Annotated in this window: 13 protein-coding genes; 10 read left to right on the forward strand and 3 right to left on the reverse strand. The window is 43.0% G+C overall.

Translation table 11 applies throughout. The annotated features are described in order from the left end of the window. Positions 1 to 39: 39 nt before the first annotated feature. From BK820_RS08570 to rnhB, 4 genes are all read left to right on the forward strand, one after another. Positions 40 to 1,041, forward strand: coding sequence for an adenosine deaminase (locus tag BK820_RS08570; RefSeq protein ID WP_071320650.1), 1,002 nt, complete (start codon positions 40 to 42; stop codon positions 1,039 to 1,041). 59 nt (positions 1,042 to 1,100) lie between these two features. After that, complete coding sequence (locus BK820_RS08575) at positions 1,101 to 1,448, forward strand: hypothetical protein (protein ID WP_071320651.1); 348 nt, start codon at positions 1,101 to 1,103, stop codon at positions 1,446 to 1,448. Between the two features lie 123 nt (positions 1,449 to 1,571). Beyond that, positions 1,572 to 1,955, forward strand: coding sequence for a hypothetical protein (locus BK820_RS08580; RefSeq protein WP_071320652.1), 384 nt, complete (start codon positions 1,572 to 1,574; stop codon positions 1,953 to 1,955). Between the two features lie 71 nt (positions 1,956 to 2,026). Further along, a complete protein-coding gene (gene rnhB / locus BK820_RS08585; RefSeq protein WP_071320653.1) occupies positions 2,027 to 2,620 on the forward strand; it encodes a ribonuclease HII in 594 nt (197 codons plus the stop codon). Between the two features lie 109 nt (positions 2,621 to 2,729). Here rnhB and csrA read toward each other — a convergent pair whose 3' ends face one another. The 3 genes from csrA to alaS form a co-directional block, all read right to left on the reverse strand. Continuing rightward, positions 2,730 to 2,984, reverse strand: a complete 255-nt coding sequence (gene csrA, locus BK820_RS08590; protein WP_004892562.1) for a carbon storage regulator CsrA — start codon at positions 2,982 to 2,984, stop codon at positions 2,730 to 2,732. Positions 2,985 to 3,237: 253 nt separating this feature from the next. Next, a complete protein-coding gene (locus BK820_RS08595) occupies positions 3,238 to 4,518 on the reverse strand; it encodes an aspartate kinase (protein ID WP_048881035.1) in 1,281 nt (426 codons plus the stop codon). Positions 4,519 to 4,582: 64 nt separating this feature from the next. After that, complete coding sequence (alaS, locus tag BK820_RS08600; protein WP_171260605.1) at positions 4,583 to 7,276, reverse strand: alanine--tRNA ligase; 2,694 nt, start codon at positions 7,274 to 7,276, stop codon at positions 4,583 to 4,585. Between the two features lie 409 nt (positions 7,277 to 7,685). Between alaS and BK820_RS08605 the strand changes: the two genes are divergently transcribed. The 6 genes from BK820_RS08605 (at position 7,686) to BK820_RS08630 (ending at position 13,563) form a co-directional block, all read left to right on the forward strand. Beyond that, a complete protein-coding gene (locus tag BK820_RS08605; RefSeq protein WP_071320655.1) occupies positions 7,686 to 8,711 on the forward strand; it encodes a type I glyceraldehyde-3-phosphate dehydrogenase in 1,026 nt (341 codons plus the stop codon). A 176-nt stretch (positions 8,712 to 8,887) separates the two neighbouring features. Further along, a complete protein-coding gene (locus tag BK820_RS08610; protein ID WP_004892573.1) occupies positions 8,888 to 9,184 on the forward strand; it encodes a hypothetical protein in 297 nt (98 codons plus the stop codon). A 462-nt stretch (positions 9,185 to 9,646) separates the two neighbouring features. Next, on the forward strand, positions 9,647 to 10,813 hold the full coding sequence (locus BK820_RS08615; RefSeq protein WP_071320656.1) for an ATP phosphoribosyltransferase regulatory subunit: 1,167 nt from the start codon (positions 9,647 to 9,649) through the stop codon (positions 10,811 to 10,813). Between the two features lie 71 nt (positions 10,814 to 10,884). Further along, entirely contained in the window at positions 10,885 to 12,204 is a 1,320-nt protein-coding gene (locus BK820_RS08620) for an adenylosuccinate synthase (RefSeq protein ID WP_071320657.1), read from the forward strand. 166 nt (positions 12,205 to 12,370) lie between these two features. Then, a complete protein-coding gene (locus BK820_RS08625; RefSeq protein ID WP_071320658.1) occupies positions 12,371 to 12,679 on the forward strand; it encodes a hypothetical protein in 309 nt (102 codons plus the stop codon). Between the two features lie 113 nt (positions 12,680 to 12,792). Then, complete coding sequence (locus tag BK820_RS08630) at positions 12,793 to 13,563, forward strand: M48 family metallopeptidase (protein WP_071320659.1); 771 nt, start codon at positions 12,793 to 12,795, stop codon at positions 13,561 to 13,563. Positions 13,564 to 13,632: the final 69 nt, after the last annotated feature.

Raw genomic sequence — 13,632 nt, forward strand, 5'->3', positions numbered from 1 at the left:
ACCCTTTTTTATTTTTCTCAGGTTTAATCAGGAGTAGTGATGAACCGTCTTGAATTAATACAGGCGATGCCAAAAGCAGAGCTGCACGTGCATATTGAAGGTACTTTTGAACCTGAGTTAATGTTTGCAATTGCACAACGTAATGAGATTGCCATTCCTTACCAGTCGGTTGAGGAAGTTAGGCAGGCCTATAATTTCCATAATCTGCAATCCTTTTTAGATATTTATTATGCCGGTGCCAATGTTCTGATTTATGAACAGGATTTTTACGATCTGGCCTGGGCATATTTTGAAAAATGTGCCGAAGACAATGTTGTACATACCGAAATGTTCTTCGATCCACAAACCCATACCGATCGTGGAATTGCTTTCGAAACGGTACTGAATGGTCTGCAACGTGCATGTGATGATGCCGCAGAAAAACTTGGTATTACTTCACATCTGATCATGTGTTTTTTGCGTCATCTCAGTGAAGCAGCAGCATTTGAAACTCTAGAACAGGCTTTGCCATATAAAGATCAAATTATTGGGGTAGGGCTGGATTCAAGTGAAATTGGACATCCGCCTTCTAAATTTGAACGTGTCTTTGCTAAAGCGCGTGAAGCAGGTTTCCTGATCGTGGCACATGCGGGTGAAGAAGGTCCGGCAGAATATGTCTGGGAAGCTTTAGATCTGTTGAAAGTGAACCGTATTGATCACGGTGTGCGTTCTGAGGAAGACCCGGCATTGATGCAGCGTTTGATTGCAGAAAAAATGCCGCTGACAGTATGCCCACTTTCAAACTTAAAGCTTTGTGTGGTAGATGATATGCAGCAACATAATATTCGTCGCCTGTTACAGCAGGGCGTGCATGTCACTGTGAATTCGGATGATCCATCTTATTTTGGTGGTTATATGAATGACAATTTCATTGCCATTGCTGAAGCTCTGGATCTAAGCAATGATGAGTTAAAACAGCTGGCAATCAATTCCTTTGAAGCCTCATTTATCAGTGAAGCAGACAAGGCTAACTGGATTAGTAAGATCAAAGCATTGGTTTAAGTAAACTGTACATAAGAGGTGGAGTTCGCTCCGCCTTTTTCTGTTGAATGAGTAAATTCATGAAAAAATATATTATCGCGATATCTGTGGCTGTTTTAGCTTTCTGGACACATAGTCATGCCGATATAAGCCTGACTCAAAAAGCTTTAAAGCCAGTGATTGCCTATCAATGTGGGCAAGAGCTCAAAGATTCCACAGTCTGGAAAGTTTCGACCTATCTGATGCAGGACGCTAATAAAGCCAAACTGGAACACAAGGTCTGTGATTGTGTGGGTGAACATGCTTTAAAAGATGTGCCGGCATCAACTTTGCTTAAAGCAACAATAAATGAAGAAGCGAAAAACCAGTTGGCACGTCAAGCCGTAGCGAATAGTTTGAAAGGCTGTGTACAGGAATTAGTGAAATAGGTCAGGATTTTCAATGGGCGTCGTTTAATTGCGCAACTGACTCCATGGGCTGAAATAGTGATTTATTCACGCTTTAATTTTCGGCAAAATAGTGCATCTTTAATTCACAACATAGGATTTACAGTGAAAAAATTAGCAGCTGTACTTGCACCCATGGCTTTTGTTTTAACTGCTTGTGTTACCACTAATGGTACAACAGGTTCAACTGCTGCAACTACAGCGAACGGCTTGGCAATGGCCGCAGTAAAAGTGGGTGTGCAGGCTAAATGCGTCACTGAAATCAATAATAATACTTACTGGAAAACAGCATCTAAGTTGATGACTGAAACTCAGCAGACTGAATTACAAAACGAAGTATGTTCATGTGTAGCTGAGAAAGCGACTACCAGCGTAACAGCAGCTGACCTGGTTGTTGCTGCAATGGACAAAACTTCTCAAGCAACCTTGGTAACTAAAGTGGTAAGTAGCACATTGAATGCCTGTGTTGTAGAAACTTTGAAAAACTAAGCAAGATTTGCTTAAATGAGCGGCCACTTTGGCCGCTTTTATATTTGGGCTGAATAATTGAAGGAAATATGATGCGAATTGCAGGTGTAGATGAGGCAGGGCGTGGTCCATTGGTGGGTTCAGTGGTGGCGGCTGCAGTTATTCTTGATCCGAATAATCCGATTGAAGGTCTGAATGACTCGAAAAAACTCACTGAAAAGAAACGTGAGAAGTTATTTATTGAAATTCAGGAAAAAGCATTGGCTTGGGCAATTGCCGAAGCATCTGCAGCAGAAATTGATGAACATAATATTTTGCAGGCTTCATTGCTGGCGATGCGTCGTGCGGTAGAAGCACTTGATATTCAACCAGATCATGTACTGGTTGATGGCAACAAGATTCCTCGAGGTTTGGCGATGAGTTGTGATGCTGTCATTGGTGGGGATGCACTGCATGCCGAGATTTCAGCAGCAAGTATTCTGGCTAAGGTAACTCGTGATCATCAGATGGTTGAAATGGATCATAAATTCCCACACTTTGGTTTTGCCAAGCACAAAGGTTATCCAACCAAAGCACATTTTGAAGCAATTGCCTTGCATGGGGTAATTGAAGAGCATCGACGCAGTTTTGGTCCTGTGCGTAAAGCCATTGCAGCTATGCAGGAACAGAGTGAACTGGAGCTATAAGACATTTATAGAATATTTTATAAATACATAGAATGTCTAAGTGAAGTGCGGTAAAAGTGTAGAAAAAAATAAAAGCGGCCTAGAGCCGCTTTATTATTTTTCGCAGAAATTAACGATTAAAGTTATTCTGAGAAGAGGTATCATCTTCAAATGAAGGCTGATAGTCCTGGTCAATATGTTGAAGATGCTCATGCATTGCACGTTCATGCTGAATACGCTGGTAAATTTCTTCACGGTGGACAGAAACTTCCTTTGGCGCATTCACCCCAATACGTACCTGGTTGCCCTTTACGCCAAGCACAGTCACGCTGACTTGGTCTCCAATCATCAAAGTTTCTCCGACACGGCGAGTCAGAATCAGCATGTTTATCTCCTTGCAAAACGCTAAACGTGCATTCAATTTAGAATGTATGTTGAAATACAACTTGAAATCACAAGAGAAAATCGAACAGATCACCACGCACCATCTTGGTTGGGATTATCATCTATTTAAATTTTCTATAAATCCTCGCCCTTAATATAACAGAGCCACTATAAAAAAAACTATAGTGGCTCTGATTTTTTATGAAGTTTTGCAAAATAATGTCAGACAACGACAATAAATTACAAATCAATCATTAAGCACGTGCGCTTGATTCGCCAGACTCACGGTCCAAGCCAAATGCAGTGTGAAGTGAACGTACCGCAAGTTCCAGGTAGTTTTCTTCAATGATCACTGAAATTTTAATTTCAGAAGTCGAGATCATCAGGATGTTGATGCCTTCATCAGCAAGGGCAGTGAACATTTTGCTCGCTACACCAGCGTGAGAACGCATACCGACACCTACGATCGACACTTTTACGATGTCATCACGAGTTGCAACTTCACGTGCGCCAATCGCTTGAGCGGTTTCTTCAAGGATTTTTTTCGCTTTTGCAAGCTCGCCACGGTTGACTGTGAACGTGAAGTCGGTGGTGCCATCTTCTTCAACGTTTTGGATGATCATATCGACTTCGATATTGGCATCACCAATTGGTTTTAAAATTTTAGAGGCAATACCTGGTTCGTCTGGAACACCCAGAATAGTCAGTTTAGCTTCGTCACGGTTAAACGCGATACCAGAGATAATTGGCTGTTCCATGTTGTCTTCCAATTCAGTAGTGATAAGGGTTCCGACGTTGTTTTTGAAGTCTTCATCAAATGCGCCATCGTTGTCGTTGTCGAAGCTTGAAAGTACACGTAATGGCACTTGGTATTTACCTGCAAACTCAACTGAACGAATCTGAAGGACTTTAGAACCAAGGGATGCCATTTCCAGCATTTCTTCAAACGAAATACGGTCAACTTTTTTCGCTTTTGGTGCAACACGCGGATCAGTTGTATAAACACCATCTACATCTGTGTAAATTTGGCATTCATCAGCTTTTAATGCAGCGGCAAGTGCAACACCAGAAGTATCTGAACCACCACGACCTAGAGTCGTTGTGTTGCCATTGGCATCAAAGCCTTGGAAACCTGCCACCACAATGACACGGCCAGCATCTAGGTTTTCAGTCAAAACATCGGTATCAATCGATTCAATACGAGCCTTGGTGAAAGCGCTGTCGGTTTTAATCCCAACTTGGCGACCAGTCAAAGATTTAGCTTCAACACCGATCGAGTTCAATGCCATTGCTAACATCGAAATCGTTACCTGTTCACCGGTAGAAACCATTTGGTCAAGTTCACGCGGGTCAGGGGTTTCGGTAATGGCTTTCGCTAAAGCAAGTAAGCGGTTGGTTTCACCACTCATCGCTGATACAACAACCACCACCTTGTGGCCGTGGTCATGCCAGCGCTTCACACGACGAGCAACATTTAAAATGCGCTCGGGAGTACCCATTGAGGTACCGCCATATTTTTGAACGATTAATGCCATAGTTGTTCCATTCAAACCATGACCCTGATGTTCCAATCAGGGTCAGTTACACAAAATGAAGTTTTTATTTTGCTTCAAGCCAAGCTGCTAGATCAGCCATCACTGTTGCAAACTTCTCGTTAAGTGGCGCGCCACCTTGTGCCAAGTCAGGTTTACCACCACCTTTACCACCAAGCTCAGTTACCAAGTGTTTGATGATGTCACCCGCTTTAATAGAAGCAGTAAAGTCTTTCGCCACAGATGCGATCAAGCTAACCTTGTCACCCTCTACACCTGCAAGAACAATCACTGCATTTTCTAATTTAGATTTCACACCATCGTGCAAGTTGCGAAGTGCTTTTGCATCCATGCCTTGAACGGTCGTGATCAGTGTTTGACGACCAGCAAGCTCTTGAACCTGACTTAAAAGTTCACCGGCTTGTAGGCTTGCCAATTTTTGATTCAGCTGTTCAATCTGTTTTTGCAATTGATGCGCAGTGTCCACCACAGCTTCAACTTTTTCGACTGTTTGATGGTTCTGTGCTTTTAACAAACCATTGATATATTGAACATCACGATCGACTTTCTGTATGGCTTCAACCGCTTTAGTACCGGTTACGGCTTCAATACGACGTACACCTGCTGCGACACCACCTTCAGAAGTGATTTTGAACAGACCGATGTCACCTGTACGTTTTACGTGAATACCACCACATAGTTCGATTGAGAAGTTTTTCTCTTCAATCACTGAACCCATAGACAGTACGCGAACTTCTTCACCGTATTTCTCACCGAACAGCATCATCGCACCTTTGGCTTTTGCAGATTCGATGTCGAGCAGTTCAGTCGTAACAGGCGTATTGGCAATCACTTCAGCATTCACAAGACGTTCAATTTCTTGCAACTGTTCGAAAGTCACAGGCTGATCATTGGCAAAGTCGAAACGTAATACTTCAGACGCAACCAATGAGCCTTTTTGCTGTACGTGTGAACCTAAAATTTGACGAAGCGCAGCATGTAGAAGATGCGTTGCAGAGTGGTTACGTGCAGTTGCAGCACGGATGTCTGCTTTTACAGTCGCTTCTACATTTTGAGTAACTTTCAGGTTACCCATGGTCACGATACCTTGGTGAACGAACGCACCGCCAGATTTCTTGGTATCTTGAACTTCGAAAATACCGGTATCGTTTTTAAAGATACCTGTATCGCCGATCTGACCACCGCTTTCTGCATAGAAAGGTGTTTGATTCAGTACGATTAATGCTTCATCGCCTTCAACCACTTCATCGACTTGCTCGCCATCTTTATAGATTGCGATGATTTGACCTTCACCCGCAGTTGCATCGTAGCCGTCAAATTGAGTTTCACCTTCAACTTTCACAACAGAGTTGTAGTCGATCGCGAATTTACCGGCATCACGTGCACGTTGACGCTGAGCAGCCATTTCAGTTTCAAAACCAGCTTCATCAATCGTTAAATCACGTTCACGTGCGATGTCCGCTGTAAGGTCAGTTGGGAAGCCATACGTATCGTAAAGTTTGAATACAACTTCACCTGGAATCACGGAACCTTTCAGTTGAGCTAATTCACCTTCAAGCAATTTCAAACCTTGCTCAAGTGTTTTTGCAAATTGCTCTTCTTCTTTCAGAAGTTGCGCTTCGATACGAACTTGTTGTGCTTCAAGTTCAGGGTAGGCAGCACCCATCACTTCAATCAAAGGCCTCAACATTTTGTGGAAGAATGAACCTGTCGCACCCAATTTGTTACCGTGACGAACTGCACGGCGGATGATACGACGTAGGACATAACCACGACCTTCGTTTGATGGATTTACGCCATCAGCGATGAGGAATGAACATGAACGTGCATGGTCAGCAACCACTTTAAGTGATGCAGGGTATTCAACTGGCTTGCCTTCAGCTTGTGCTTTCGCTTCAAGTTCAGCTGTATCTAAACCAATGATTTCCGCAGCTGCTTTTAACAAATGTTGGAATAGGTCGATTTCGTAGTTTGAGTTGACGTGTTGTAGAACTGCCGAAATACGCTCTAAGCCCATACCTGTATCAACAGAAGGCGCAGGAAGAGGGTGGAGTACGCCATCTGCAGTACGGTTGAACTGCATGAAAACGTTGTTCCAAATTTCAATGAAACGGTCGCCATCTTCTTCAGGAGTGCCCGGTAGGCCGCCCCAAATGTGATCGCCATGGTCATAGAAAATTTCAGAACATGGACCACAAGGACCTGTATCGCCCATTGCCCAGAAGTTATCTGATGCGTATTGACCGCCTTTGTTATCACCAATACGGATAATGCGAGATGCATCCAGACCGATTTCTTTGTTCCAGATGTCAAAAGCTTCGTCATCGGTGTGGTAAACCGTGGCATAAAGTTTGTCTTTAGGAAGACCTAACCATTGCTCAGAAGTTAAGAAATCCCAAGCAAATTTAATCGCATCACGTTTAAAGTAGTCACCAAACGAGAAGTTACCCAACATTTCAAAGAATGTGTGGTGACGCGCTGTGTAGCCAACGTTATCTAAGTCGTTGTGCTTACCGCCTGCGCGTACGCATTTTTGTGAAGATGTTGCACGGACATAATCGCGTTTTTCTAGACCTAAGAAGCAGTCTTTAAACTGGTTCATACCAGCATTGGTAAACAATAATGTTGGGTCATTGGCAGGAACCAGAGAACTCGACGCGACACGTGTATGCCCTTGCGATTCAAAGTAGCTTAAAAAAGCTTCGCGAATTTCAGCTGATGTCATAAAACGAGTACTCACAACCAAGTCACTCCATAATTTCTGATTGGGCAAAAGCAGCGCAGTCTGACAAGAAGGTTGGTTCTTTGCTGCAATGCGGGGCTTAAATTTTTAAAAACGCCAAATTATAACGGAAAATGCCTGTTCGACCAATGATTTTCATATTTATAGATCATAAAACTCTAAGGAATGAATATTGGTAAATTCTGGAAAATGATCTGCAAAATCAAAAGCTATTGTCAGAACAGCAATTTATTTAAAATCTGTCAGGATTAAAGAGAATATTCACGATTATAAAACATAAATTATTCGGTGAAATATTGGACATGCTGTGTAAATTTTAAAGGATTTGGCTGAATAGTTATCAGTCAGCTGTATAATTCCATTAATATAGGGCACTCAAAGTTTTATGCTGCTTAAGGGAATGTCGATGCAACGTATCGCAATTAATGGTTTTGGGCGAATCGGACGCAATGTGTTACGTGCATGGTTTGAAAATCCGAAAGATTTTAATTTTGACATCGTTGCTATTAATGACATTGCCGATGTGGAAACTTTACTGCATCTGTTCAAATACGACACCACTCATGGTCGCTTTCCAGGGCAGGTCGATCTCAGCTATGAACAAGAACGTGTTTATCTGCATGCGTCTTATCAGGATGCCAGTTTAAAAGTCGAAGTCCTGCGTCAAGCCAGCCCTGCTCAGATGCCATGGCAAGAACAGAATGTTGATGTGGTACTGGAATGTACCGGTCTGTTCCGTTCCCGTGAAGCAGCGACACAGCATATTACTGCCGGTGCCAAACGTGTGATTATTGGTGCAGCGCCGTTTGACAGTGTAGATGCTGCGATTGTTTATGGGGTGAACCATCGTGATGTGAAAAACAGTGACCAGATCATTTCTAGCGTATCTTGTACCACGCAGGCATTAGTGCCGCTGGTTAAAATCATAGATGATGCTTTCGGTATTGATACCGCGCTAATGACTGAAATTCATGCGGTCACTGCGGATCAATCAGTCCTAGACCATGCGCATCGTGACTTACGTCGTGCCCGAGCTTCAGGGCAAAATATTATTCCGACGACGTCATCTGCTTTAGGCGCACTCAAGCAGGTCATGCCGAAAATGGAAAACCGGATTGATGGTTATTCGATTCGTGTACCGACCATTAATGTGGCAGCGATTGATTTAACTTTTGTAACTCAAGCCAATATTACCGATCATCAGCTGAATGACGTCCTAATCAAAGCAGCGGCTCAGGACTATACTGAAATCATGTCGATCACGGATGAACCTTTAGTCTCTTCCGATTTTAATCATTCACCATATTCATTGATTGTGGATATGACCCAGACCATAGTCGTAGGCAAGCAGGCCAAAGTATTTGCCTGGTATGACAATGAATGGGGTTATGCCAACCGGTTACTAGATTTATGTCATTCCTTTAATGCATAAAGCGCTCTAATCTATGGCTTAAGTAAATTTTATTCTCAAGTATATTGATGTATAAAGAAAATTAATCTAATTTGCCAGTCGATATCTGGTGCTGGCATTCCGATAAAATCGTTACAATATCGCCTGTTTTTTTGATTATGATAAAACTCAGGCGACCAACTAGAAGAGCAAAAGCAATGTTATTAATGTGGGGCTTTATTACACTCCTGACACTGGCGGTGATTTTCCTGATCTGGCTGCAGTTCAATCAGGTTGAAACTGGTCCTGAATTGGAGGGTGTTGCGGTCGAGCAAAAGGTCGCGAATCTGGAAGATAATCTAAAAAAGACCTTAGAGATTATGCAGGATCTGGCTAAAAAGATGCATGTACAGCAAGAAGTACTGGACCAGACCACGACCAAACTAAAACAGGTCGAATTACAGAATGCCGAGCTAGTGCATCTGCTGGCAAAAGTGGTTGAACCAAAACAATAATCTTCGAAAATGGTTTTCTGATTAAGCAGTCTAAAAGAGCGGGCTGCGTGAAACTCCTGCCGAAATTACCCTCATCATAATGGTAGGCAGCATGCCGAAACCTGATGTATTACATATAGATGTAGGCTAAATTTAATCTAATAACGAAATGAATTTTTCTGAAGTATTTGCTGGTTATTTTGGAAAGTATAGAGTTCAAGATAAAACCTTAAAGTTTTTTTAAGGAATAAAATTTTTAAAATCATGTTGATACTTTAGCTTTTGATATCTTTTTAATTGACTTGGCCCAAGTCTTCACCGCCGGATTTTCATTATCAATGTTAGTCATTTGATCAGTCAGAGAAAATTATAAAAATTGCGATGCACAGCCTAAATGATCGTGCTAGACTAGGAGAAATCGGGTGTGCTCCCGATTTTTTTATGCGGATTTGTTCCGCGCTGACAAGAATTTAGGTTTACAACATGCCCATTTCAGAGACATGGTTATTACCTGATGGTGTAGCTGATGTATTACCAGAACAAGCGCAAGTCATTGAGCATTTGCGTCGTAAATCACTGGATTTCCTCGCATCTCGAGGTTATCAGCTGGTGTACACGCCATTCATTGAATACATTGAATCTCTATCTTCTCTCTCAGAATCGAATCAGGATTTAGACTTAGCCACTTTTAAAGTGATCGACCAGCTTTCTGGCCGTTTGCTTGGTGTGCGTGCCGATATGACACCACAAGTGGCTCGTATCGATGCGCATGTACATCCAGTGGAAGGTGTAGCACGTTATTGCTATGCAGGTACTGTACTTCATACCAAGCCACAGGGTTTTAACACCACGCGTGCACCGCTGCAGCTGGGTGCAGAATTATTCGGTTCAGACAGTATTGATGCCGATGTAGAAATGATTGACCTGATGGTGAGTCTGATTCAGGAATCTGGTCTGGCAGATGGTATTCACCTTGACTTGGGTCATGTCGGTCTGTTCCGTAGTCTTGTAGCTCAAGCGGGCTTAAGTAAGGCAGCTGAACGTCAATTGTCTGACCTGTATCAGCGTAAAGCATTGCCAGAACTGCAAGAGTTTACTGCGACACTAAATCAGGGTCATGATTTCTACGTATTGGGTCGCTATGCAAGTGACTTGAATGCATTACAAACACAATTGAGTGCTGAAGTGCTGGCGAATCCAGACTTTAAACAGGCACTGGATGCATTGATCACTACTCAACAGGAAATTCAGGCACGCTGGCCGAATCTGGAAATTGGTGTCGATGTGGTTGAATTGCGTTCTTACCATTACCACACTGGCCTGATGTATGCCGTGTATGCACCAAACCGTGCTGCACCACTGGCACAAGGTGGCCGTTATGACGGTATTGGTCAACACTTTGGTCGTGCCCGTCCTGCAACCGGTTTCTCTTGTGACTTGTATAGTTTAAGTGCAGGCAAATTTGAAACTGCACAGATTATTGTTGCGCCTAAAGGTAATGATGCTGCTTTGCTTGATGCGATTCAGGGAACACGTGCACAAGGCTTAAGTGTAATTCAGTTATTAGGTAATGATGGTTTAAACTCGGTGCCGTATGCAACTCACCAGCTGGTGAATGATGACGGTGAGTGGACAGTCAAAACAATTTAATGGTCAGGCTCAGTATTCATGTCGCTGGGCCAGGCTTTTCAACTTTAACAGCATGATGTAATGAGGCTATTATGGGCAAGAATGTTGTGGTACTTGGTACCCAATGGGGCGACGAAGGTAAAGGTAAAATCGTCGACCTGCTCACAGATCAAGCGGCAGCAGTTGTACGTTATCAAGGCGGTCACAACGCAGGCCATACTCTTGTAGTTGGTGGTAAAAAGACAGTTCTTCACCTCATTCCATCAGGTATTTTACGTGAAAACGTACTGTGCTTAATTGGTAACGGTGTGGTTCTTTCACCTGAAGCGCTCATCAAAGAGATGGATATTCTTGAAAAAGAAGGCGTGCCTGTTAAAGAGCGTCTGCGTATTTCTCCAAACTGTCCTTTGATTCTTCCAAACCACATTGCGCTTGATCAAGCACGTGAAATCAAACGTGGTAATGCGAAAATTGGTACGACTGGTCGCGGTATTGGCCCAGCTTATGAAGATAAAGTGGCTCGTCGTGCAATCCGTGTTGCTGATCTGGTACGTGGTGGTGAACATCTTAAAGCGCAGTTAACTGAGCTTCTTGAATACCATAACTTCCAGTTAACTCAATTCTACGGCGTAGAAGCAGTTAAGCTTGAAGAAGTACTTGCACTTTGCGACCAATGGCGTGAAGTGGTTGCGCCGCTTATTATAGACGTAACAGGTGAGTTGCATAAATACCGTAAAAACGGTGATAACATCATGTTTGAAGGTGCGCAAGGTTCACTTCTTGACGTTGACCACGGGACATATCCGTACGTGACTTCTTCAAATACGACTGCGGGCGGTGTAAGCTCAGGTTCAGGTCTTGGTCCATTACACCTTGATTATGTATTGGGTATTACCAAAGCATACACAACACGTGTAGGTGCTGGTCCATTCCCAACTGAACTTGTGTACGATGCTGCAAATGATGTTGGCGATGCAATCGGTAAACACTTAGGTACTGTAGGTTCAGAATTTGGTGCGTCTACTGGCCGTCAACGTCGTTGTGGCTGGTTCGATGCTGAAATCCTGCGCCGTTCAGTAGAAGTAAACTCACTTTCAGGTATTTGTCTGACTAAACTTGACGTTCTTGACGGTTTAGAAGAAGTAAAAATCTGTGTAGGTTATGAAGCTGCTGATTCTGGCTGTGTAGGTTCTTCTGATGCACTTGCATTCGAAACTTTAAAACCGATCTACGAAACGATGCCAGGCTGGTCTGAGTCTACTTTCGGTGCCAAATCACTAGATCAATTGCCACAAGCTGCAATTAACTATGTGAAACGTCTTGAGCAATTGATTGAATGTCCAATCGACATCATTTCAACTGGTCCAGACCGTGAAGAAACAATTGTCCTTCGTCATCCGTTTGATGCTTAATTCTTTAAGCTGAAAAATGAGAAAAACCCTGTGAATTTCACAGGGTTTTTTTATAACGTATCGAGTAAGGAATACTGGCGCACGACTAAAGTTGCATCACAGAGTGATGTGTAATGCTGCTGTGCTTGTTAGAATAAATATTAAAGAAAATATAAGAGCTTGCAGGATGCAAAAAAATATCTCGGCAACCATGTTCTATTCGTTGCTATTTGCCATGGGCGGGGCTCCCACCATTGCCATGCTGATTATTCGTGCTCAAACCAATAATCCTGAAATTATCTATAATGCGCTGGTAGGCTTAAGTGTCATTATTGCCTGCATATTGGTGCCAGTGATCCTGATCCAGAACGCGATCCTGTTTGCCAAGCGCAAAAGTGAAAGTCTGGAGTTGAAGATCCAACCTTTGAGCCAGTTTTATCTGGTTTTAAATGTACTTTGTCTAATTTATTGGCTTGGCATACAATTCATCACCTGAAATATTACATAAATGCTAAAAAGATGAAGTAATTACACGTTTCAGGTATGGCGATGTTTCAATTATAATTTTTATCAAGTATTGTGCCTTGAAACTGGGGTGGAGAATCTATAATGAAAAATAAATTTTTGTTCAGCATGTGTGCGGCTACAGTCGTCACTTTATCAGGTTGTACCACTGTCGCTGATATAGCAGGCGCGGATACATCAACCTTAAACGCTGTAGCGACACAAGGCTTTAACAAGACCGTTCAGGAAGCACGTGCTGCCAATACACTGGATACGTCTTCTGCTACTTATAAGCGCATCAACACTGTATTTAACAAATTGCGTCCTTATGCAGACCAGCTGAACCAGACAGGCACCCGATTTGACTGGCAGCTGGCTGTACTGAAGAGCGATCAGGTCAATGCTTATGTTGCCCCAGGTGGTAAGGTGGTGTTCTATACGGGTATCGTCAATAAATTGAACTTAACCGATGCTGAAATTGCAGCAATTATGGGTCATGAAATGGTGCATGCGCTAGAAGAGCATTCTAAACAGAAGATTGGTGCTCAGGCATTGACTGACTTGGCTTTAGGTATTGGCCTGAGTGCAGCAGGTGTGGGTCAGGGTGGTGCAGCAGCTGCACAGCTGGGTAGCCAGATTGGTATTGGTCTACCATACTCACGTAACTTGGAAAGCCGTGCTGACCAAGGTGGCTTAATGTTGATGGCTCGTGCAGGTTATAACCCGAATGCTGCAATTACTCTTTGGGAAAAAATGAGTAAGCAAACCAGTAGTGGTGTCGCGTTCTTATCGACTCACCCATCAAGCAGTCAGCGTATTGCCGCAATGCGTCAAAATCTGCCAGCCGCAATGCAGATTTATAACCAACGTAAATAATCATTGCTTGAATTATAAAAAAGCAGGGCAGAGGCTCTGCTTTTTTATGCCTGAATAAAATATATAGGC

The organism is Acinetobacter sp. LCT-H3, from assembly GCF_001866125.1.
Classification (GTDB): Bacteria; Pseudomonadota; Gammaproteobacteria; order Pseudomonadales; family Moraxellaceae; genus Acinetobacter; species Acinetobacter schindleri.

Excerpts from the sequence above, each read along its gene's own strand:
- BK820_RS08575 (WP_071320651.1), top strand. The coding sequence starts at position 1,101 with ATGAAAAAATATATTATCGCGATATCTGTGGCTGTTTTAGCTTTCTGG.
- BK820_RS08620 (WP_071320657.1), top strand. The coding sequence starts at position 10,885 with ATGGGCAAGAATGTTGTGGTACTTGGTACCCAATGGGGCGACGAAGGT.
- BK820_RS08615 (WP_071320656.1), top strand. The coding sequence starts at position 9,647 with ATGCCCATTTCAGAGACATGGTTATTACCTGATGGTGTAGCTGATGTA.
- rnhB (WP_071320653.1), top strand. The coding sequence starts at position 2,027 with ATGCGAATTGCAGGTGTAGATGAGGCAGGGCGTGGTCCATTGGTGGGT.
- BK820_RS08605 (WP_071320655.1), top strand. The coding sequence starts at position 7,686 with ATGCAACGTATCGCAATTAATGGTTTTGGGCGAATCGGACGCAATGTG.
- BK820_RS08610 (WP_004892573.1), top strand. The coding sequence starts at position 8,888 with ATGTTATTAATGTGGGGCTTTATTACACTCCTGACACTGGCGGTGATT.
- csrA (WP_004892562.1), bottom strand. The coding sequence starts at position 2,984 with ATGCTGATTCTGACTCGCCGTGTCGGAGAAACTTTGATGATTGGAGAC.
- BK820_RS08595 (WP_048881035.1), bottom strand. The coding sequence starts at position 4,518 with ATGGCATTAATCGTTCAAAAATATGGCGGTACCTCAATGGGTACTCCC.
- BK820_RS08630 (WP_071320659.1), top strand. The coding sequence starts at position 12,793 with ATGAAAAATAAATTTTTGTTCAGCATGTGTGCGGCTACAGTCGTCACT.
- BK820_RS08625 (WP_071320658.1), top strand. The coding sequence starts at position 12,371 with ATGCAAAAAAATATCTCGGCAACCATGTTCTATTCGTTGCTATTTGCC.
- BK820_RS08570 (WP_071320650.1), top strand. The coding sequence starts at position 40 with ATGAACCGTCTTGAATTAATACAGGCGATGCCAAAAGCAGAGCTGCAC.